The sequence below is a fragment of the Corynebacterium sp. CCUG 51687 genome, from assembly GCF_024453995.1.
GTDB lineage: Bacteria > Actinomycetota > Actinomycetes > Mycobacteriales > Mycobacteriaceae > Corynebacterium > Corynebacterium pseudogenitalium.
On sequence record NZ_JAGPYT010000004.1, the window covers coordinates 225,478 to 245,656 of the forward strand.

Below are 20,179 nucleotides of genomic sequence, written 5' to 3' on the forward strand. Positions count from 1 at the left end.
CCCCATGGATTCCGTTTCCCAGCTCTCCACCAGTACGCAGGACTATCTCAAGTCACTCTGGGCGCTCACCGAATGGTCAGACACGAAGGTGACCACCAAGGTGCTGGCGGATTACATGGGGCTTCGGCTCTCGAGCGTGTCGGACGCCGTCAAGAAGCTTGCTCAGCATGGGTACGTACACCATAAGCCTTACGCGCCCATTACGCTGACGGAGGAAGGCCGCGCGCACGCCGTCGCGATGATTCGCCGTCACCGCCTCATCGAAACATTCCTCGTGGAAACGCTCGGATACTCGTGGGACCAGGTGCATGACGACGCCGAGGTCCTCGAGCACGCCGTTTCGGAATTCATGCTGCAGCGCCTCGACGCCCACCTCAACTACCCTTCCCGCGACCCACACGGCGACCCCATCCCCGCCGCCGACGGCACCGTGCCGCAATTCCACGCTGAGCCGCTGAGCACGATCGCCCCAGACAACGACGTCGTGGTCCAACGTGTCTCCGACGGTGACCCGAGTCTGCTGCAGTTCTTCGACACCTCCGGTATCACGGTGGGTACGCACTTGCGTACCCAGCAGGCAGCCCCGTTCTCTGACACCGTCGAAGTGCTTATCGACGGCCAGCAACCTCCACTTGCGCTCGGGAAACGCGCAGCGGACGCCGTGTGGGTGACCGCCGAGTCTGCCGAGTCCACCGGGCCCACAAGGCGCAGCTGAGGAACTCGAGCCCGTAGATGACAGTCATCGTGGCGGAGGTGGGGGCGTCGAGAAGGTAGGCGACGCCGAAGCCTGCGACTGCCCCAACCGCAGCGAGCAGAACCGTCAGGGCCATCATGCGAGGTACCGTCGTGGCCAACTGTTTGGCTGCTGCCGCGGGGATGACCACCAGCGCAATGACCAGGATCGCCCCGACTGCGTTGAACGCTGCCGTTACGGTCAACGACACCAGGAACATAAACGCGATCGACAGCATGCCCACTGGCACACCGATGCTGCGCGCGAACTGGCCATCAAACGTGGACGCGAGAAGCTGCGGGTAGAAAAGACCAATCACAGCCACGTTGAGTACGAGCACGGCAAGCATGATGTAGAGGTACACCGGCCCGATCTGCACCCCGCCGAGGCTGAGCTGGTGCCACGCGGCCAGGTTCAAGTCCCCGACGAGCACCGCGTGCGTATCCAGGTGCACGTTCGAGAAGTGCGAGGTAATCAGGATGACGCCCACGCTGAACAGTGCGGGGAAGATAAGCCCCTGCGGCGCGTCACCAATCACCAGGCCCGAATCCCCGAGCCACTGGGCGCCGAGGACCACCAGCACGCCCGCCAGCGCGGCACACACGATCACCACCGGCGAGTTCAGGTTGTTCGTAAATAAGTACCCCAGGGCAATGCCTGGCAGAATCGCGTGCCCGATGGCATCAATGAGCATGGAATGCTTCCGCAGCACAACGAATACCCCCGGCACCGCGCACGCGCTAGCCGTCACTACCGCTAACAAGAGTGTCCCGACGATAAAACTCACGATCCCACCTCCGCTTTCGTTGCAGTTTCCAGCCTGGCGCGTAGCGCTGCGGTTGCGCGCCGCTGTGCGCGAGCCCGTGCGATAACGCTGCGTTTCGGAGCGAAGAGGAACGACACCAGAAAAATCGCGAACAGGACAAGCACGATGACGGGGCCCGTCGGCACGTTGCCAAGCGCGATCGATAAGTAGGATCCAGCACCACTGCCGACGGCTCCAAACACGCCCGCGAGCACGACCATCGCTGGCACTGTTTGCACCCACTGACGCGCCGCAGCAGGCGGAGTTACAACGAATGCCACCATCAGCACCAGCCCCACCGATTTGACCCCGATCACCGTCGCGAGCGCGATCGTCATGAACATCGCCGTGTCGATGACCCTCGGGTGGAACCCAAGCATCGTGGACTGCACGGGGTCGAAGGAGCGCAGCTCGAACTCCTTAAACAACACGCACATCACGCAGACCGCGAGCACCCCGACGATGATGCTGATTCGCAGGTCCGCCCTGGTAATCACTGACGCGTTGCCGAACAGGTAGTCCTGAATCCCACCTTTGCCTGGGAACGGATTGTTTGTGATCACGTCCAGCAACAACATACCGAAGCCGAAGAAGAACGACAGGCTGATCGCCATCGCTGCATCAATCGACGTCCGTGTCCGGGCAGTAATCGTGTTCGCCACCATCACCGCACTTGTACCAGTGATGACAGCGCCCACGAGCAGCGCAACCATGTTACGGCCGTCGACTCCCAGCCCGACGCACAGCAAAAACGCCAGCAGCGTGCCCGGAAGTGCGGAGTGGGAAATCACATCACTGGTCAGCGATTGCTTCCGCAGGTACGCAAACGTCCCGAGCATCCCCGCCACAGCGCCGATGATGGTGGTCCCCCAAAACACCATGGAGTAGGTGTGGTTTGCAAAGAATGCACCAAGGCTTATCGACGTCCCCATCACAGCACACCCAACAATCCCATAGAGTCCGCACTCAATCCGTACGTCTTCGCGATCATCTCCGGCGTAAATGTCGTAGACACCGGGCCCGATGCAATCACTGTCTTGTCCAACAGCGTCACCGCATCGCAGTACGTTGGTACCGTTGCGAGGTCGTGATGGACCATCACCATCGTCGTACCTGCCTCGCGCATGTCGCGGAGCACGTCGATAATTGTCGCCTCACTTTTCGCATCAATGCCCTGAAACGGCTCGTCGAGGAAGAACAGGTCCGGGTCCTGCACTAACCCTCGTGCGAGGAACACCCGCTGGCGCTGCCCACCGGAGAGCGCACCAATCTGGCGGCTGGCGAAATCCTGCATCCCTACGCGCTCCAACGCACCGTACGCGGCGGCGCGTTCGCGCTTCCCCGCCCTGCGGAACCAACCGAGGCTCCCATACGTGCCCATCGTCACCACGTCAAGCACCGTCGTAGGAAAATCCCAGTCAACGCTCGCGTGTTGAGGCATGTAGCCCACACGGTGGCGCACTGCCTTGAGAGGCTGGCCGAAAAACTCGGTCGCCCCGGTCAACGTCGGAACAAGACCCAGCATTGCCTTGATCAGGGTCGACTTGCCGGCGCCATTCGGCCCGACGACCCCCATAATGACGCCTTCTGGGACCCGCACCTCCACCTGCTCCAGGACCGGATCAAGGTGGTAGGCGACGGAAAGATTATGCGTCGCGCACGCAAACGTCTGCGTAGTCATGGGTTACTTGCCCCCGAGCGCTGCAGCAACTGCTTCAGCGTTATGCAGGAACGCCCCGATGTAGGTATCCGTTGGCGCGGTGGGGCCGAGGGTGTCGGCGAAGAGCTCCTCGTCAGAAATGGCGACATCCCACCCGCGGGCGTGCACAGCCTCCTGCAGGCTCTTAATCGCCTGCGGGTTCGCCTGATTGTCCTGGAAGATCGTCGGCACCTTGTTGTCCGCGATGAGATCCGCAAGGTCCGAAAGTTCCGACGCCGACAGCTTCGCCTCTGTGGAAACAAAGTCCGTCGCGTACACATCCAACCCGTAGGTCTTGCCGAAGTAGTTGAAGGCATCGTGGCCGGTGATCAAGATGCGTGGCCCAGTGATGTTCGCCAGCATGGTTGCAGCCTTTTCGTTCGCATCCGCGATTTCCGCCTGGTATTTCGCGGCGTTCTCGTGGTACTCATCGGACTTCGAAGGGTCGACCTCTGCAAGCTTGTTTGCGACCTCGCCGACAACCAGGCTCCACGCCTCTGGACTGTTCCATACGTGCGGGTCATGCAGAGGGTTGCCCTCAGCATCGGTTTCTGGCCAGTCAAGCAGCAGATTGTTCGGCAGCTTGTCTCCTACTGCCAGCTGGCGGTCCCCGAGGCTCTCCAGCTGCTTGATCATCTGAGCTTCGAGGTGCAGGCCGTTCCAGAACACCACATCGGAGGACTGAATCTTGTCGATGTCCTTCGTTGAGGGCTGGTAGGTGTGCGGGTCCCCGCCCGGGCCAACCATCGTGGTGACCTCCGCCTCAGGCGCAATGTTGGCGATGGCATCCGCGAGGTAACCCGTGGTTGCGTAGACCTGCAGCGCACCGTCGGCGTTGATGCCGTCCTGTGTCGCCTGGTTGTCCTCGGTAGACGAGCAGCCTGCGAGCCCTACGCCCAAGGCAAGCGCGCATGCAGTGAGGATCCTGGATGTGCGTGACATGAAGTGTTTCCTTTCAAACTAAGGTGTACCTCACCAACTCTAAAGTTCGCCCTACCGAACTTGCAACTTATTATATGCAAACTCACACGAAGATATGGTTGAGCTGCACAAATAGAGAAAGGCCCCGCGGGAGAATTCCCACGGGGCCTTTGTAGAGAGAAGTTTAGAACTTCAGAAGACCTGATGCCCATGCCGCAGCGTACGCCGCAGCCAACACACCGCCGACTGCAGCGATAATGCCGACGATCATCCCCACGTTGTCAGACGCGGACGACTTGTTCGATTGACCAGCCGTGTTCACACCTGGATCGGTCTGCGGCTGCTGTGGCGTCGGCGTCTCCACCTCAATACGGTCCGGCTCTTCCGGCGCCTGACGCCCGGCCTTCGGGTCCAGAATGCGGCGCGCGGACTCCTTCAGTCGGTCACTAGCGTTTGGATCCTTCTCGATCTCCTTACGGATGCGCTCCATCTCTTCCGCGGTGTAGTCAAGAACGGAGACCTGGTACTCCTCCTTGAATACTTCCTCGCCTTCGCTGTTGACGATGCGGATTTCAAGCGGCATCATCGAGTCGCGCAGCGAGGTAGCGTTCTTGATCGGGATCTCCACGCGTGCGGACGGTTCTGCGCCATTGGCGTCTAGCTGTCCCGGCACCCGCACTTCGATAGGCTCCGCGCCCGTGATCGTTGGGTACTTGGCGTACACCGTGAACGTATGCGGGTCCAAGCCGAGGTTGCGGATCTCGCCGGTCAGTACGTCGGTCGAACGGTTCGTCACCACCGCTGCATCCTCACCGCCAGCCAGGCGGAAACCAGCCTTCCCAGGGTTCTGATCCGCCGCGATAATTTCAAGCTCGCGAGCAGAAATGTTGTGGCCCGTTTCCGGAATGTCGTCGGTACCAATCGTGCCTTCGCCCGAGCCAATGTACTTACCCTTGAGGTTCAGGTTCTCCCAGTCTGCTGGCACGGAGTACTCGCCCTCGTAACAGACGACGCCGTCCTGTTCGCACTTCTCCTTCGGGTACCTCTTGTCGGTCTTGGGGACCGATTCATAGGCCTGGTCGGAGTAGTCGAAGTGCGACCACTGGTAGAGGTAGTTCATGACCGACTTGTACGTCGGCAAATACGCCTCGGTATCCACCGGGTTCGTCGACAGTGCGCCATTGTGGGTCAGGCCTAGGTTGTGGCCGAACTCGTGCAGGATGGTGTTTCGCAGCTGCTCTTGGTTGGTCACGTTCTCGTGGTAAGACACGTAAAACGCAGAGTCGTTGACCAGGCCGGTACCCGTCGACCAGTCGCCTTTCTCCATCTGGTCGCCGATAATGCCGACGCGGAACACCGACTCACGAGTACCGAGCAGCTCCTGGCGCTTTTGCCCTAGCTTGTCTCGCTTCGACATACCATCCGCGAAGTACAGCGGGGTGAAGTCCTCCGTTGGGCCACCGTGCCTGTTCTCGTAGTTAGGGATGGAGGTGTAGAGGTCACCAGCATCGATATGGAGACGAATCCCGTGCGCAGCGAACTTATCCTCCAGCTCCATCAGGGACTCACGGGAAGGCCGGTACACGTTCGCGTTCGCCTCAGCGCACTTCGCAAACTTCTCAAAGTCTTGGATGTTCGCGCCGAACTTATTCACCTCGTTGCAGTTCAGCGTCTCCCACTCAGACTTCATCCAGTTCAACTGCAGGAACAGATCTTTCTGTCCTACTTTCGCCCCCCACCTGTCGAGTGGAAGCTGGGTCCCGTCAGCAGCGGTAAACCCCACCATCTCCCACTCATCCGGCAGCCCATCCTGGTCAGTGTCTTTCGCCGTGGGCTGCGTCTGGATGAAGATGTTCGCGGTAACCGACGCCGTCCCCTGAACTGGTAGTTCCTTGTTCCACGCCGCGTACTGGTAGCCGGCGCCGTCTTCGGCAACTTCACCCACCCGGCTAGCTTCGCCAGACTCGATCGCGTGCCCCGCCGCCTTTGAGACGTCAGCACCACGGAAGTTCACCGAAACATCGTAGCCAGGTTTTTCGGCAGGACCGAAGTTAAACCTTCCGCCTCGGTAGGTACCTTGATACTGCGCATACTTTGGCACGGCAGAGAACATCTCAATGTCAATCTTGCGGTCACGCTTCGACTTGTTCGTAGCCTCGACCGTCACGTCCATCGAATTTGTGCCGATCTCAATCGTGCGCGTGATCTGGATTTCGGTGTTCGCATCGTAGTGCGTCAGGATGACCTTGTAACCGATCTCGTTTTCTTCAACGTCAGACTTCGTCTCAGTCGGAAGGAACGCCACCTGTCGCCCGTCGACGGTCAGGACAGTCTGCAGGCTGCTTTCGAGCAAACCGCCGACCGACTGCGGATTCTGGAACGTCGTGTTCAGCTTCGACCCGTACGCCAGGTTCGAAGTAGCAAAGCCTTCAGTCTTCGAATCATTCTCGATCCAGACGCCGCCGGGATTCTTTTGAACGCCAGCCTCAGCGATGGGCTGCACCCCACCGAAGGCAAGGCCTGCGCACAGCGCGATAGCAAGAGCTCGTTTCATCTTCACTTTTCTCGTCCTTTATCCCGAAACGTTAAATCCGGCGTTCTTCAACGCATGCGTCACCGCATTAAACGGCGGAACATGCTTGTTACTGTCCCACAACCAGAAGAGTAAGACACCAAGGCCCTCAGCGGCGATCATGAACGGCACGATCCACCACACGCGCTCCCAGTTCAGCTCCTTTTGCGTCGCTGTTTGCTTAGGCACAACGTGTAGGTCGATCAGCTGCTGTGAGCCATCTTCCCACGTCACAACAACAGGAACGTTAATCTCTTTTGGCTTCTGACTACGTGGCACCGTAGCTCGCACCTCGCCCGTTTCCGGGTTGATATCGACGTTCGCGTCCTGGTTCTTGTAGCTCTTTGGCAGCCCATAGTGGACGCCAGAGAACTGATCTTTCGGCTTGGCAAAGCCCTCTTGCACAGCGTAGTCGACTGTGTTCTTCCTAGCTAACGAGTTAGCAGTTGCCTTCAACTCGATGATTTGGTGCCCACCGGGGAAGTCAACGCGCAGCTTCGAGGTGTAGGTGCTGTCTGCCTCGGTATCTGCCGGAATCTTTGCAGTGACGCGGCCTGTCGCGCGGTCAATGGTGATCGGAATGCCACCGTCGTTTTCGATGGAGAACACGCTGCCGTAGACAGGATCGCCCTCTGGTTCAGCGGTGAACGCCTTACCAGGGGTCACGATTTGCTGTGCATAGCGCAGCTTGTGTGCCTCGAGTTCCTCCGGGCTGAGTTGGTTCACGATGTGCACAGGCAGTGTTACGTACTCCCTTGACCCATCCGTGTAGCTGGCCAGGATGTGTAAGTTGTAATCCTTATCCTCGACGCTTTCGGGAACCACAGCCTCGACGACCCCCGTGGCACTGTCGACGGCGACGTTCCATCCGCGGAGGTCAGCGTTCTTTCTAGCGTCCCAACGGAACTCGGTGCCAACGGGCAGCGGTTCGCGGGAGTTGAGATCTGCAACGAACTTTCCACCTGGCGCCACGCGGGCGTCATCATAGGAGATGTCCGTTACTGTCTTGAGCAGCGGAGGGATCACCTCAAAAGCGGCGTCCGTCTTCAGCTGGCTGCCGTCGGGCATCGTCACGGTCACCGGAATTTTGACGGTCTCCCCGACCTTGGTGCCCCTCGAAGCGATGTACTTGACCTCGCCGGTGTTCTTATCGATCGTAGCTTCTGGGTATGAAGTCTCAAACATCGTCCCACGAGGCACCGGCTGGTTAATGAAGTCGTAGCCGTCTTTACGCAGCGTCAAGCTCGGTGTGATGCTTGAACCGACAGAACCGGGACGAACGTAGCTGGTTGGATACTTGAAGGCGTATCGATCAGCGCCACTAGCTGATTCCTGCAACTCAATCCTGACGGCAAAGTCAGGTGCGTTCGAAGCGCGAATCTTGACGGTGTACACACCGGCCTTCGTCGTTTCGAGTGGTGCAACCTCCACCGTGCCGTCACGGTAGACAGTCACCCATTCAGGAGTCCCACCGATCTTTTCAAACTCGGTACCGGTCTCATTCTCCTCGTTTGGCATGACCACTTTGCGCTCACCTGGCTTCAAGTCAATCTTCGGCCATGTATAGAAAATGGTTTGCTCAGCAGGCAGCTTCAGCGAGGTGATGATGAACGTGTCTTCTTTGACGGTGATCCAACCCGAAATAAAGCGCGGTTTCTCCGGGTCCTTTCCGCCATAGATTTGGTAGCGGTACGAACCTGGGTCGACGATAAACGCAACTGCACCATTCTCGTTGGTGCGCGCAACGTGCGAAGTCTTCCCGTCCTGGCTCACGAACCGTACCTCGGTGTCCTGCAGTGGTGAACCATCGGTATCGAGGAAGAGGTACGAGCGCTTCGCTTTCCCTTCCGGAAGTTCCTCAAACCCCAGCGAGTTTGAAGTATCGACGGCAACTTCGTCGATCACTCCCGGAGAATCTTGCTCGGCACGGGCATATGTTGGAGCACTACCTGCGGACGCAAGCATGATTGAAGTCGCCGTTGCGACCGCGAGCCCGGTTTTACACTTACCTCGACGCACTATTGCCTCTGCCTTACACTTCTTCGAATCACCCATACCGAAAGACGTACGCTTTTAACTTAGTGTATGAACGTCAATTTGCGAACTCCCAGCGCAAAAACGTACACCCCCAATAACTCATCATGCCCCAGGAACTGCCCTGTGCAGCCTGGGGCATGAAAAGAAATGACTACTTCAGATCCTCCGGAACGGTCCGTGCAGGGTAAATGCGCGGGCGAACACCCGCGATCTCCTCAACAACTCGCACTACCTGGTGGGAGTAGCCATACTCATTGTCGTACCAGACGTAGAGCACGAGGTGCTTGCCGGCCGAAATCGTCGCCAACCCGTCAACGACACCAGCGTGCGTGGTACCGAGCAGATCTGTCGAGACAACCTCAGGCGATTGGATGTAGTCAATCTGCTGGCGCAGGTTAGAATCCGTCGAGACCTTACGGAGGAAGTTATTGACCTCATCCTTTGTCGTCTCGGTTTCGAGCTCGAGGTTGAGCACCGCCATGGAAACGTCAGGCGTTGGAACGCGGATCGCGTTGCCGGTCAGCTTGCCCTCGAACTCGGGAAGCGCCTTCGACACAGCCTTTGCAGCACCTGTTTCCGTCAGCACCATGTTGAGGCCAGCAGCGCGACCGCGGCGGTCCCCCTTGTGGAAGTTGTCAGCCAGGTTCTGGTCGTTCGTGTAGGAGTGCACTGTCTCAACGTGGCCGTGCACCACACCGTAGCGATCGTTGATGACCTTCAGCACCGGCGTAATACCGTTCGTGGTGCACGAAGCCGCGGACAGGATCTGGTCGCCGTCCGCAATGTCAGCATGGTTGATGCCGTAGACGATGTTCTTAATATCGTCCTTACCTGGAGCGGTCAGCAGAACGCGGGAGACGCCCTTGGACTTCAGGTGCTGGCTCAGCCCAGCCTCATCGCGCCAGACACCGGTGTTATCAACGACGATCGCATCGTTGATGCCGTACTCGGTGTAATCGATGGATGCCGGGTCGTTCGCGTAGATCATCTGGATCGGCGTCCCGTTGGCCCAGATGACTTCCTTCTCGTGATCCACAGTGATAGTGCCGTCAAATGGACCGTGCACCGAGTCGCGGCGAAGCAAAGATGCACGCTTGACGATGTCGTCGTCACCCTTCTTCCGCACGACGACGGCGCGCAGGCGCGCTCCCCCGTACATCGCCTCACGAGCAATCAGAATGCGGGCCAACAAGCGGCCGATGCGACCGAAACCATACAGCACAACATCGCGTGGCTCGAGCTCCGAGTCCGTATCGACGACGTCGGCAAGCGCCTCGTTCAAGTGGGCCCGCAGATCGCTCGCGCCGGACTTCTTGTAGTCGCTGGCAAGACGGCCAAGGTCAATCGATGCCGTGCCGAGGTTCATCTGAACAAGCTCACGAAGCACCGGCAACGTGTCCTCGAGCGGAAGCTCCTTCTCCACAATGCGACGCGCGTACCGGTGCGCCTTAATAATGTCGATGTCCGTCACACCTACCAACAGTCGGCCAAAAATCGAGGTGACAACGTTGTTTTCACGGTGAAGCTGGCTGATGAGCGGAAGCATTTCCTGGGCCAGGGTCAGCTTGTGATTCCAGTCCTGTTGGTGCGTTGTATTCGTAGGCGTAGACACAGTCATCCTCTTCATGCGGTAATTGAACAATTGGGAAACGTTTGCCTTGGGGGTACATGACACAGCTGCCGTACCCCCAATACAGGAATTATCGTAGCGTGTATTGGTCCATCTTTGTTACAAATACTCCAGCTAAACCAACCGCACCGCGAGATATGGTTACATCAGTCGCCTTAGGTGGGCTTTGTAGTGCAACGCCAAGTAAACCCGCACCCCACCCCCAAAACACACCCCCGGTGCTGGATGGCGGTATTTGTCCAACGTGGCGTCGACAAGCTGGCGCGAAACTACCTTCGGTACCCTGTGCACGTACATCAACGCATTGGAGGAAACGAATCTATGCCTTGCCCGAAGATCATCGCCCTCGACATGGACGGCACCCTGCTCGACGAACACGGGCGCATTCCCGACGCCTTCTGGGAGCTCCTTCGCCTTGCCGACGACCGCGAAGTCCTGGTCACGCCGGCATCGGGACGCCAGCTCGCGACGCTTCGTGACATGTTCACCACTCATCAGCCTCACACGTTCATCGCGGAGAACGGTTCCGTTGTCTTCCATGACGGCCGCATAATCGACGTGACTGCCATGCCGGAGCAGCCAGTACGCGAGTTTCTACGCGCGTTTGAAACAGCGCCGTTTTCAGCGTCGGCGGTGCTGTGCACCCCCGAGCAGTCCTACTCGCTGCGCGGTGCATCTAAGGAAGTCGAGCAGGAGATTGCAAAGTACTATCACGCCAACACAAACGTGGATTCGCTTGTCGACGTCCCCTTCGAACAACCCGTGAAAGTCGCGCTCTACGTGGACGGTGATGCAGAGCGTGACGCGCTGGCGTGGGTGCAGGCGCACGCGCCTGGGCTGCACCACGTAGTTAGTGGCCAGCACTGGATCGACATCATGAGCCCAGAGGCAGACAAGGGCAAGGCGCTGCTGGCGATCGCGGACGCCTTGGGCGTGCCTCAGGAAGCAACTGCCGCGATCGGTGATTTCCTGAACGATTACACGATGCTCCAGGCGGCTGGAACAGCGGTTGCGATGGGCAACGCCCACCCGGATCTTAAGACGGTGGCGGACGAGGTCATCGGAACCAACGCTGAGCATGCAGCAGTGCATCGACTTGCTGCATGGCTCAGTGAGCAATAGCGCTTACTTTGCGGACTTGCGCTCCGCAATAGCTCGCTCAAGCTCAGCTTGGCGCTCTTCGAACTCCTGGACTTTCGCCTTCATCTGCGCCATGAGTTCTTCGTGGTGCTTACGGCCGAGCTCGAGGCGTTCCTCAAGCTCGGCCAGTTCCTTCGCGCGTTGTGATTCATCTAGGGTCATGCCCCTATTGTGGCAAATTTTCCACGCCGAAGCGAAGCGCTACTTCCCTTTCGCTAGAAACGACTCCGCGTTCGCAGATTCCCAGTCCTCGCGCCAGTTCTCCGGGACGTCGCCGTCGACAAGCTGACCGTCGCGAAGCCACTCGTAGCGCTCGCGGTACGTCTGGGGTTTCCCGTAGTCGTCGTTGCAGCGAATCATCTCGGGGCGCAGGTCCTTCGGATCTTGCACTCCCATCGCGGCCATGAGGCGCAGCGCTGACGAAACGGTGGCCTTCTGGTACCGCATCACGCGCATTGATTTGTCCTCGACATCCAGGCCACGCTCACGCCACGGGTCTTGCGTCGCGACACCAGCCGGGCACGTACCGAGGTGGCACTCCATTGCCTGCACGCAGCCGACGGCCATCATCATCGCGCGGGCGCTCAGCAGGAAGTCCGCGCCCTGCACCATGCGACGCACCAAGTCGTTGCCGGCGGCGATCTTGCCGGCAGCACCGATCTTGATCTTGTCGCGAAGGCCGCAGCCCACCAGCGCATTATTCACGAACGTCAGGCCCTCTGTGAGTGGCAGGCCCACGTGGTCCTCAAACTCCTTCGGCGCCGAGCCAGTACCGCCCTCGGAACCGTCGACCACGATGAAGTCAGGCAGAATGCCAGTCTCGAGCATGGCCTTGCACACCGAGAGGAATTCCCGACGAGAGCCTATGCACAGTTTGAATCCAACCGGCTTCCCCCCGGAGAGGGTACGCATCTGGTCGATGAAGTGCAGGAGGCCGATTGGGGTATCAAATTCAGAGTGCGCACCTGGGGACGTGAACGCCTTCCCTTCCTCGATCCCGCGAATTTCAGCAACTTCCTTCGTCGCCTTCGCGGCTGGCAGCTCACCGCCCAAACCAGGCTTCGCTCCCTGTGAGAGCTTGAGCAGCGTCATCTTCACCTGTGGCCGCTTTGCCTTCTCTGCGAAGGTATCTGCATCAAATCCCCCCATCGGGGTGCGTGCGCCGAAGTACCCGGTGCCGATTTCCCACACCAGGTCACCGCCGTACTTTTCGTGGTGCGGGGACAGACCGCCTTCACCGGTGTCCTGGTAGAACCCGCCCAACTTGGCTCCCTTGTTCATCGCTTCGACGGCGCGCCCAGACAACGAGCCGAAGCTCATAGCGGAGATGTTCAGCAATGCTGCACTGTACGGCTGGGAGCACTGCGGGCCTCCAATCAGCACGCGCGGCGGCTCCGCAGGCATATCTACGGGGCGCATCGAATGCACCAGGGAGCGGTGTCCCTGCTCGTAGACGTTTTCTTGCGTACCGAACGCAGTGGTCGAAGTCTGCCCTTTCGCGCGCGAGTAGATGAGACTACGAGTGCGGCGGTCGAATGGGCGGCCGTCCCAGTCACGCTCAATAAAGTACTGCTGAAGCTCCGGTCGAATCTTCTCGAGTGCCCACCGCGCACGCCCCAAGACTGGGTAAATTCTTCGAATGGAGTGTTTCTTCTGAGTCAGATCCACAGCTGCAACAGTTCCTACCCCCAACGCTGCCGCGATCGACGCTGTTGCTGCCCAGTTGCGCTTGCCTGCCATGATGCTCCTTAGACTAAGTGGCGTGTAGAAAAGCGTTCCTGTGTTCACCGTACGCAAAAAAATAACAAAACAAACTCCAGCCACACTTCATGTGGTGTTTCCCCCTTTCGTTCAACCACCATTGGGGAACTCTCGTTAGGGTGGGGCCATGATTGACTTTTCCCGCCCCGCAAACATCGTCGCGCCCAAACTACTCGGGTGCACACTCACTCATGGCGGGGTCAGCATCGTATTGACCGAGGTCGAGGCATACCTCGGCGAGGAAGACGCCGCCGCGCACACCTATCGCGGCAAAACGGCACGAAACGCTGCGATGTTTGGCCCTCCCGGACGTTTCTACGTGTATCTTTCGTACGGCATTCACCACAACGTCAACATTGTGTGCGCACCGGAGGGCATCGGCCAGGGATGCCTACTGCGCGGAGGCAGGGTCATCGAAGGCCACGATATCGCCTATCGACGCCGCCAAAAACCCGACCGCCTTCCCATCGAAGAAGACAACCTGGCGCGTGGTCCCGGAAACCTGGGCGAAGCGTTGGGGTTTGAACTCACCGACAACCATAAATCCGTCTCTTTGACCGCACCTACCGCTCCCCCGGAGTGGGTTTGTGGCCCCCGTATTGGCATCTCGAAGAATGCTGATGCCCCCTGGCGATTCTGGATCCCCGGAGACAAAACTGTTTCCACGCCACGCGGTTATAAAACGAGCAATAAATACAAGGCATAAATCCTAAACTTTTGGGCGATTTTCTTTAGGTAAGCCTTGCCTTACTATTGGTGCGTCAGCTTGGAGCGCTCGCTCCCCACCTACACACGATCGGAGTCACCGATGACCCTCATCGCCCCTGCACAGATGCCACTGTCCGTCGCCGTGAAGGAGCAGACCACAGCCGCACACGCAAGTGCCGAGACCTCCCGCTTCATGTCTAACCTCAGCGGAGGTCAGCTCAGCGCAACAGCCGTCGCCGAGCTCACCGTGCAGTACTTCCACATCTATTCCGCACTCGAAGCCGCGGTGCGCCGCACAGCCACTCACCATGCCGTAGCCCAGATCGCCGACCCGAGACTTGAGCGGGTAGACGCAATCTCCGCCGACCTCACAGCGCTACTCGGCGCGGATTGGCAAAATCACCATCACCCACTCGAGGCAACGTCACGCTACGTTGCCGAACTCAACGCACTCACCCCCAACAACGGCCCCGAAGTGATAGCACACCACTACGTTCGCTACCTCGGCGACATCGCTGGTGGTCAGGCGCTTGCCCGGGTATTTCGCAGCGAATACAACCTCGGCGATAACGCCCTCAACTTCTACGACTTTTCCGCGATTGGGAAAATCCCGCCATATCGTGCGCAATACAAAGCATCCCTGGACGCCATGCAACTGAGCGACGACGAACGCGCCCAACTCATCGAGACAGCAAAGCACGTCTTCACGCTGAATGAAGCGGTGTTCCAGGAGCTCACATCACGACTCGACTAGCCCTCGACACTTGGCGTCACTGCTGTCGAGATACACAAGCACACCCCACACGGCACTTGCCGCCACAAAGGCGGCAAGCACGCCCCCGGTAAGGGTGTAGCTCTCAGGCACCGCAAACAACACCATCAGTGAGACTGCAATCACCCCAGCCCATACCACCCCAACGAGAAGGCCGGAGCGACGATCTCCGCGTGGTGCTGCCTGATAACTACGTCGCGACGGCAGCGCTGCTAGCGCAAGAACTAGCACAATTAACCCCAAGCAGGCCAAGGAGCTTACCCACACATTTCCGGCGCTCACGCCAAAGACCACAATCCCAGCAATCACAGCTGCCAGTGCACGCTCCCACGGCGCGAACCGCCCTCGAGGCACCTCTGAGACGACTGGTATGAGCTCGGTTACAGGCTCCTGATCCACTACCACAACAACACCCTTCCATAAGGCTACGCTTACCTAATTTTTATTAGGTAAGCTTACCCTCATTTATTCCGACGACGAAGAGTATTCCTCAAGAACTATGTCTATCCGCTATGTATGCGCGTTGGCCGCTTCTGCCAGCATGCTTGGCTTTGCAGCAACAGCGTTCAGCCCGCTCCTCATTACCCCTCCTTCTGCTCCGGCACAAGAACAAACCGCGTCACACCGCACTGTATCCACGGGAACAATGGATTGGGGTGTGCGGGAATCGTTCCGTAAGTACATCGAAACTGGCGTCGCCAAGGGGTCCATCTCCACAGATGAAGGGGCAACTCGCTCAGGGACGGCATTCCAATTCCCAGCCGAATCCTCCGCGATTACTGGCCCATCCTCCGGACAATTCAACTTCACCGGCTCAGTCCACTTCAGTGGCCACGATGGCTCTCTCGAGCTGACGCTCAGCAACCCGATCTTGGTGGTCAACGGCACTAACGCAGAACTCCGGGTGGACTACAGCACACGGAAGTATGTCGGCGCAGGAGCTGTGGGCCCTGTCGAAGAAGGACAAAAAGAAGTACTGGCCACCATCACCCTTGACGCCGCACCGGACTTCACCGCAAGCCAAGTGACAATAAGCGGCCACACCTCACTTACCGCTTCTGGGGAAACTATCTTCGCCGGATTCTACGAAGCAGGCGAGCCCCTCGACCCGATCAGTATCGATCTCTCACTCACGGAGGCTTCGGGTGCCGGACCAGTCCCGGACTTCACACTCGGGTCCCCATCAGGAGACAATAGCAACGCAGCTGCTCAGGGGCACAGTGGCGCCACACGTTCAAAGGCGACAAGCGGACCGGCTTTCTGGCTCGGACAGGTAAACGACACGCTCATCGAGGTCAACGGGCTGTTTACCAACGCCGACAAGGTCTTGCGAAGCGCAACGTCGTTACACGAGCGCGCTACATCGTCGCAACAGTCAGCCCGTCCCAACCGCTCTTCGACGGCGCCGGGGACGACTGCTTCGGCTGCCAACACGGCCCCGGCGCGCAACCAAGCATCAGCGCCGACTTCCCCATCGAGCAACGCATCGGCCCACAGCAATCGCGATGCCTCAGCCACAGCCCCGTCAGGCGGTAATGCATCTTCAAATACCGTCTGTGATGCTGGCACCTCACACGGAGTCACCTCTGCTGAGGCACAGTGGGGAATCCGGCAGTCGTTCCGTACATACATCCGTGGCAATATCGCGAAAGGAAAGTGGGAGCTCCAAGGCGTTGGAGACAGCGGTAACACCTTTACTTTCAACGGCAATTCGGGAGCAGTTGATTCTGCGACGCGGTCGGGGTCCATTCTCTACCCCGGTTCGATCCGTTTTACCGGGCACGGGGGCGTATTGGACACTCGTTTTTCCAACATGGAAATCCAGTTCTCCGGCAATACCGGCCAGCTGATCCTCAACGCGACGTCGAACACCATGGAAGGCGACCCCCGCGACTACGGGCGCATCGCCATCGCAGACCTCACTTTCACGAACCTCGATGTGAGCGACTCTGCGGTAACCGGTACAGCAGAAGCAACGCTTACGAGCACAGGTTCGGAAGCGTTTGGGCAGTTCTACCCTCCTGGCGATCCGCTCGACACAATTCACTTCACCGCTCAACTCGGCGGATCGGCTAACTGCGCCGAAGGCCAGGGCTCCATCGGAGGGGCGTCCTCTCCATCCAACAATGCGGCGGGGGCCGACGCTCGAGCGAAACTTCGGAAGTCTACAACATCCTCGTCTACGCCTTCCCGCGGAAGCGTTCTCGACGAGCATTTGGGGGACGCAACTGTTTCGTCCTCTGATCAGCCAGAAGGCGGAAAGTTCCAGATTAAAAACACCGCGCCCAATTCGCGTACAGGGGCGGATGGTTGGGATGACGCGACCGTCGCGACGCTCTTGGTGCTCATTGCCTCGCTGCTTGGCGCAGGCGGTGCGCTCATCAGATTCGCGGTCATTGGATAGGGAGATATGACACTATGAAAATGCTGCAAACCACTCTTTCCTTGGTTACCGCGACTGCGATAACGCTGAGCCTCGGCGGGTGTGCGGAGTGGGACAACCCAACACAACACACCACCAACGAGCTCGCGGAGTCGCTGCAGACAAACGGGGACCCACACCAGGCGCAAGGGGTTTCGATGGTCTCTGAGATCTCCGAGGTCGAGCCAATCGATACGCCACGGGAACAAGCTCTGCCCGTCGAAGTGACCGATGCGGACGGTTACGACGTCACCATTACTGATACCTCCCGCATCCTTGCACTAGACCTATACGGCACATTCACCAAGACGCTTCGTGGTGTCGGCATGGCAGACAACATCGTCGGGCGGACCGTAAGTTCCTCGGAGCCGTCGCTTGCGCATCTGCCCGTAGTCACGGAAAACGGGCATTCGCTCAACGTCGAGGCCATTCTGAATCTTCGTCCCACCTTGGTGCTTGTCGACCGCTCAGTAGGACCAGTTGAGGCGATCGACCAGCTACGGGCAGCCGGTATCACCACTGTGATGCTGGAGCCGACGCGTTCGCTGGCCTCGATCGCGGAGGACATCACTAATGTGGCAACCCTCGTCGGTGAGCCTGAGGCAGGCCGCCTCCTCGCCGAACGCAGCGAGAAAGAAGTCCAGCAAGCGCTCGACGCAATCGCTGCGGTGGCACCTGAAGAACCACTGCGAATGTCGTTTTTGTATGCTCGCGGCACCGGTGGCGTCTTCTATCTACTCGGGCGTGAAGAAGGAACTGAAGAACTCATCACTGCTCTAGGTGGCAGGGACGTCAATTCCGAGCACGGCATCGGTCAGCCTTCGCCTGCAAGCCCTGAGGCGCTCGCCGAGGTAAACCCCGAAGTGTTCGTCATGATGAACGGTGGGCTCCAGTCCACAGGCGATATTGAAGGCCTCCTCCAACGTCCCGGCGTCGCACAAACCACCGCGGGGCAGCACCGGCGAGTCCTGGCGCTTCCCGACGGTGACTCACTTGCGTTCGGACCTCAAACTGGCGAACTGCTGCTGCGCGCGGCGCACGCTCTCTACGGAGAGCAGCTATGAGCGAGCACCACGGAGCAATCCATGCACGACGCATTGGAAGAATTGTGCTTTTCGCAGCCACCGCTTCCCTGCTAGTGCTCACGGCCATTGCCTCTCTCGTTGTAGGCCAGTTTGAGTTCTCCCCCGGCGAGCTCTGGCCGATCCTTACCGCAGGGCCAATGTCAGCGTCCACACTCGAAGCATCAGTATTGTGGCAAATCCGCATCCCGAGGCTCGTTCTAGGACTCTGCGTCGGCGCGGCACTGGGAACAGGCGGGGCGCTCATGCAGTCCGTATTTGCCAACCCCCTAGCAGAACCAAGCGTCGTTGGCGTCAGCACCGGGGCAGGTGTAGGCGCAGCAATCGCCACCGTATTCGGCATCACCACATTCGGAACGATGACCGTGCCGATCTTCGCGTTCGCAACGGGCATATTCGTCACCGTGGTGGTGTACCAGCTAGCGCGTTCAGGTGGCAGAGTCCGCGTCCTGAACCTGGTTCTAGTAGGCATCGCAGCGAACGCTATCTGCGGCGCATGCATTTCAGCACTCACATTCATCGCCCCCACCACGGCGCGGGAACAGATCGTTTTCTGGCAGATGGGCAGTCTCGCTGGGGCGAGTTGGGCGCAAACTGGGGTGGTAGCTGCCGTTGTCACCTTCGCATTGGCATGTGCCATGTGTTTTGTGCGCAAGCTCGACATCCTCGCTTTGGGCGACCAAGCTGCATTCCATGTAGGCATCAACGTCGCACGCCTGCGCATGTTGGCGATCGCACTATCGACATTGCTTACAGCCGCAGCGGTCTCCTTCGCTGGGTTGATCGGGTTCGTAGGACTCGTCGTCCCACATATCGTGCGCACTGCGGTCGGCCCGTCCAATACGGTGCTTGTCCCGGCTTCTGCACTCGGTGGCGCGCTTTTGATCGGTGCTGGCGATATCCTCTCCCGCACAATCATTCCATTCGCTGACCTGCCAATCGGTATTTTCACAGCGCTGATTGGCGGGCCGACCTTCTTCTTCCTGCTGCGGCAGATGATGCGAAAGGGCCATGCACAATGACAGTTACCGCTTCACATGTCACAGTCCATAGACAGGGGCGCGAAATACTCCACGATGTCAGCATGTCCGCGCAGAGTGGAGAGGTCACCGGCCTCATCGGCCCCAACGGAGCTGGCAAGTCTACATTGCTCGCTGCACTCTCCGGCGATACATCCCTCTCGAGCGGAAGCGTCCAGCTTGTAGGTCAGGATGTATCTGGGTGCACCGCTCATCAACTCGCTCGGACGCGTGCCGTCATGCTTCAGGATGTCAGTGTCGCCTTTTCGTTCTTGGTGCGCGACGTCGTCGAGATGGGGCGCCATCCGTGGGGCACTCAGCCTGACGACGCCACCATCGTCAACCAAGCGCTCGCCGCGACGGGCATCACGCACCTCCAGGAACGAGAGATGTTCACGCTTTCCGGTGGTGAGCGCGCCCGTGTGGCCTTTGCCAGAGTCTTGGCACAGCGAACACCTGTGGTGTTTCTCGACGAACCAACTGCCGCGATGGACGTGCGCTTCCAAGAGCAGACGATGGGCGTCGCCCGCACCTTGGCACGTGATGGCGCGACCGTGATCGTCGTGCTCCACGATCTTCAGCTTGCTGCGCGGTACTGCGACCACGTGGTGTGCTTGAAGCAGGGGGCTGTTGCGGCAGCGGGGCCGGTGGCCGAGGTGTACCAGGACCACATTCTGAGCGAGATCTACGACTGGCCTATTACGGTCCTGCACGACGGAAATCGTGTTTTCATCGCGCCTCATGAGGCAAACTGCTCCCCTATGACAGGTGCGACCTAGCCCCATTACCCCCGGCCGTTGACCAAACCCCAACCAATATTTAAGGTTAGCCTAACCTCACCATTCGGTGTGGTTGCGATTACTCATGAAAGGACGTAC

17 protein-coding genes are annotated in these 20,179 nt (G+C 59.1%); 8 read left to right on the forward strand and 9 right to left on the reverse strand.

Features of this window, described 5'->3' with window-relative positions; translation table 11 throughout:
• Positions 1 to 4: 4 nt before the first annotated feature.
• Positions 5 to 715: a metal-dependent transcriptional regulator gene (locus KBX13_RS06110; protein ID WP_256007871.1), complete on the forward strand. Its 711-nt coding sequence runs from the start codon at positions 5 to 7 to the stop codon at positions 713 to 715.
• Here the strand turns inward: KBX13_RS06110 and KBX13_RS06115 are convergent.
• The 7 genes from KBX13_RS06115 to KBX13_RS06145 form a co-directional block, all read right to left on the reverse strand.
• A complete protein-coding gene (locus KBX13_RS06115) occupies positions 609 to 1,520 on the reverse strand; it encodes a metal ABC transporter permease (protein WP_070976163.1) in 912 nt (303 codons plus the stop codon). The genes KBX13_RS06110 and KBX13_RS06115 overlap by 107 nt on opposite strands.
• Positions 1,517 to 2,470, reverse strand: coding sequence for a metal ABC transporter permease (locus KBX13_RS06120; RefSeq protein WP_256007872.1), 954 nt, complete (start codon positions 2,468 to 2,470; stop codon positions 1,517 to 1,519). Before KBX13_RS06120 ends, KBX13_RS06115 begins: the two co-directional genes overlap by 4 nt.
• Positions 2,470 to 3,219 (reverse strand): metal ABC transporter ATP-binding protein, encoded by a 750-nt coding sequence (locus KBX13_RS06125; protein WP_070976160.1) that lies wholly within the window; start codon positions 3,217 to 3,219, stop codon positions 2,470 to 2,472. The genes KBX13_RS06120 and KBX13_RS06125 overlap by 1 nt, the downstream gene beginning before the upstream one ends.
• Before the next feature lie 3 nt (positions 3,220 to 3,222).
• Complete coding sequence (locus KBX13_RS06130; RefSeq protein ID WP_070362790.1) at positions 3,223 to 4,179, reverse strand: metal ABC transporter substrate-binding protein; 957 nt, start codon at positions 4,177 to 4,179, stop codon at positions 3,223 to 3,225.
• Between the two features lie 163 nt (positions 4,180 to 4,342).
• The gene (locus KBX13_RS06135; protein ID WP_256021255.1) at positions 4,343 to 6,718 is read right to left on the reverse strand and encodes a hypothetical protein; all 2,376 of its coding nucleotides are present in this window, start codon (positions 6,716 to 6,718) and stop codon (positions 4,343 to 4,345) included.
• Positions 6,719 to 6,730: 12 nt separating this feature from the next.
• Positions 6,731 to 8,695 (reverse strand): Rib/alpha-like domain-containing protein, encoded by a 1,965-nt coding sequence (locus KBX13_RS06140; protein ID WP_256000375.1) that lies wholly within the window; start codon positions 8,693 to 8,695, stop codon positions 6,731 to 6,733.
• A gap of 223 nt (positions 8,696 to 8,918) precedes the next feature.
• The gene (locus KBX13_RS06145; protein ID WP_370687315.1) at positions 8,919 to 10,313 is read right to left on the reverse strand and encodes a glyceraldehyde-3-phosphate dehydrogenase; all 1,395 of its coding nucleotides are present in this window, start codon (positions 10,311 to 10,313) and stop codon (positions 8,919 to 8,921) included.
• 405 nt (positions 10,314 to 10,718) lie between these two features.
• On the opposite strand from KBX13_RS06145, the gene KBX13_RS06150 reads away from it, so the two are divergent.
• The gene (locus KBX13_RS06150) at positions 10,719 to 11,519 is read left to right on the forward strand and encodes an HAD family hydrolase (protein ID WP_256000373.1); all 801 of its coding nucleotides are present in this window, start codon (positions 10,719 to 10,721) and stop codon (positions 11,517 to 11,519) included.
• Between the two features lie 3 nt (positions 11,520 to 11,522).
• Here KBX13_RS06150 and KBX13_RS06155 read toward each other — a convergent pair whose 3' ends face one another.
• Both KBX13_RS06155 and KBX13_RS06160 read right to left on the reverse strand, forming a co-directional pair.
• Positions 11,523 to 11,699, reverse strand: a complete 177-nt coding sequence (locus tag KBX13_RS06155) for a hypothetical protein (RefSeq protein ID WP_168156190.1) — start codon at positions 11,697 to 11,699, stop codon at positions 11,523 to 11,525.
• A gap of 39 nt (positions 11,700 to 11,738) precedes the next feature.
• A complete protein-coding gene (locus tag KBX13_RS06160; RefSeq protein ID WP_070362795.1) occupies positions 11,739 to 13,277 on the reverse strand; it encodes an FMN-binding glutamate synthase family protein in 1,539 nt (512 codons plus the stop codon).
• Between the two features lie 148 nt (positions 13,278 to 13,425).
• Between KBX13_RS06160 and KBX13_RS06165 the strand changes: the two genes are divergently transcribed.
• The 6 genes from KBX13_RS06165 to KBX13_RS06190 all read left to right on the forward strand — a co-directional run bounded on the left by KBX13_RS06165 (position 13,426) and on the right by KBX13_RS06190 (position 20,080).
• The gene (locus KBX13_RS06165) at positions 13,426 to 14,004 is read left to right on the forward strand and encodes a DNA-3-methyladenine glycosylase (protein ID WP_070479291.1); all 579 of its coding nucleotides are present in this window, start codon (positions 13,426 to 13,428) and stop codon (positions 14,002 to 14,004) included.
• Between the two features lie 102 nt (positions 14,005 to 14,106).
• On the forward strand, positions 14,107 to 14,760 hold the full coding sequence (locus KBX13_RS06170) for a heme oxygenase (biliverdin-producing) (protein WP_256021258.1): 654 nt from the start codon (positions 14,107 to 14,109) through the stop codon (positions 14,758 to 14,760).
• A 664-nt stretch (positions 14,761 to 15,424) separates the two neighbouring features.
• Entirely contained in the window at positions 15,425 to 17,182 is a 1,758-nt protein-coding gene (locus tag KBX13_RS06175) for an HtaA domain-containing protein (RefSeq protein WP_256000476.1), read from the forward strand.
• 14 nt (positions 17,183 to 17,196) lie between these two features.
• Positions 17,197 to 18,264 (forward strand): hemin ABC transporter substrate-binding protein, encoded by a 1,068-nt coding sequence (locus tag KBX13_RS06180; protein ID WP_070362799.1) that lies wholly within the window; start codon positions 17,197 to 17,199, stop codon positions 18,262 to 18,264.
• Positions 18,261 to 19,304 carry an iron ABC transporter permease gene (locus tag KBX13_RS06185; RefSeq protein WP_070479285.1) on the forward strand — a complete coding sequence of 348 codons (1,044 nt, stop codon included), beginning with the start codon at positions 18,261 to 18,263 and terminating at the stop codon, positions 19,302 to 19,304. Before KBX13_RS06180 ends, KBX13_RS06185 begins: the two co-directional genes overlap by 4 nt.
• Positions 19,301 to 20,080 carry a heme ABC transporter ATP-binding protein gene (locus KBX13_RS06190; protein ID WP_070362801.1) on the forward strand — a complete coding sequence of 260 codons (780 nt, stop codon included), beginning with the start codon at positions 19,301 to 19,303 and terminating at the stop codon, positions 20,078 to 20,080. The genes KBX13_RS06185 and KBX13_RS06190 overlap by 4 nt, the downstream gene beginning before the upstream one ends.
• Positions 20,081 to 20,179: the final 99 nt, after the last annotated feature.

Excerpts from the sequence above, each read along its gene's own strand:
- KBX13_RS06180 (WP_070362799.1), top strand. The coding sequence starts at position 17,197 with ATGAAAATGCTGCAAACCACTCTTTCCTTGGTTACCGCGACTGCGATA.
- KBX13_RS06165 (WP_070479291.1), top strand. The coding sequence starts at position 13,426 with ATGATTGACTTTTCCCGCCCCGCAAACATCGTCGCGCCCAAACTACTC.
- KBX13_RS06160 (WP_070362795.1), bottom strand. The coding sequence starts at position 13,277 with ATGGCAGGCAAGCGCAACTGGGCAGCAACAGCGTCGATCGCGGCAGCG.
- KBX13_RS06125 (WP_070976160.1), bottom strand. The coding sequence starts at position 3,219 with ATGACTACGCAGACGTTTGCGTGCGCGACGCATAATCTTTCCGTCGCC.
- KBX13_RS06130 (WP_070362790.1), bottom strand. The coding sequence starts at position 4,179 with ATGTCACGCACATCCAGGATCCTCACTGCATGCGCGCTTGCCTTGGGC.
- KBX13_RS06150 (WP_256000373.1), top strand. The coding sequence starts at position 10,719 with ATGCCTTGCCCGAAGATCATCGCCCTCGACATGGACGGCACCCTGCTC.
- KBX13_RS06145 (WP_370687315.1), bottom strand. The coding sequence starts at position 10,313 with ATGCTTCCGCTCATCAGCCAGCTTCACCGTGAAAACAACGTTGTCACC.
- KBX13_RS06170 (WP_256021258.1), top strand. The coding sequence starts at position 14,107 with ATGACCCTCATCGCCCCTGCACAGATGCCACTGTCCGTCGCCGTGAAG.
- KBX13_RS06175 (WP_256000476.1), top strand. The coding sequence starts at position 15,425 with ATGGATTGGGGTGTGCGGGAATCGTTCCGTAAGTACATCGAAACTGGC.
- KBX13_RS06120 (WP_256007872.1), bottom strand. The coding sequence starts at position 2,470 with ATGGGGACGTCGATAAGCCTTGGTGCATTCTTTGCAAACCACACCTAC.
- KBX13_RS06155 (WP_168156190.1), bottom strand. The coding sequence starts at position 11,699 with ATGACCCTAGATGAATCACAACGCGCGAAGGAACTGGCCGAGCTTGAG.
- KBX13_RS06110 (WP_256007871.1), top strand. The coding sequence starts at position 5 with ATGGATTCCGTTTCCCAGCTCTCCACCAGTACGCAGGACTATCTCAAG.
- KBX13_RS06185 (WP_070479285.1), top strand. The coding sequence starts at position 18,261 with ATGAGCGAGCACCACGGAGCAATCCATGCACGACGCATTGGAAGAATT.
- KBX13_RS06190 (WP_070362801.1), top strand. The coding sequence starts at position 19,301 with ATGACAGTTACCGCTTCACATGTCACAGTCCATAGACAGGGGCGCGAA.
- KBX13_RS06140 (WP_256000375.1), bottom strand. The coding sequence starts at position 8,695 with ATGCTTGCGTCCGCAGGTAGTGCTCCAACATATGCCCGTGCCGAGCAA.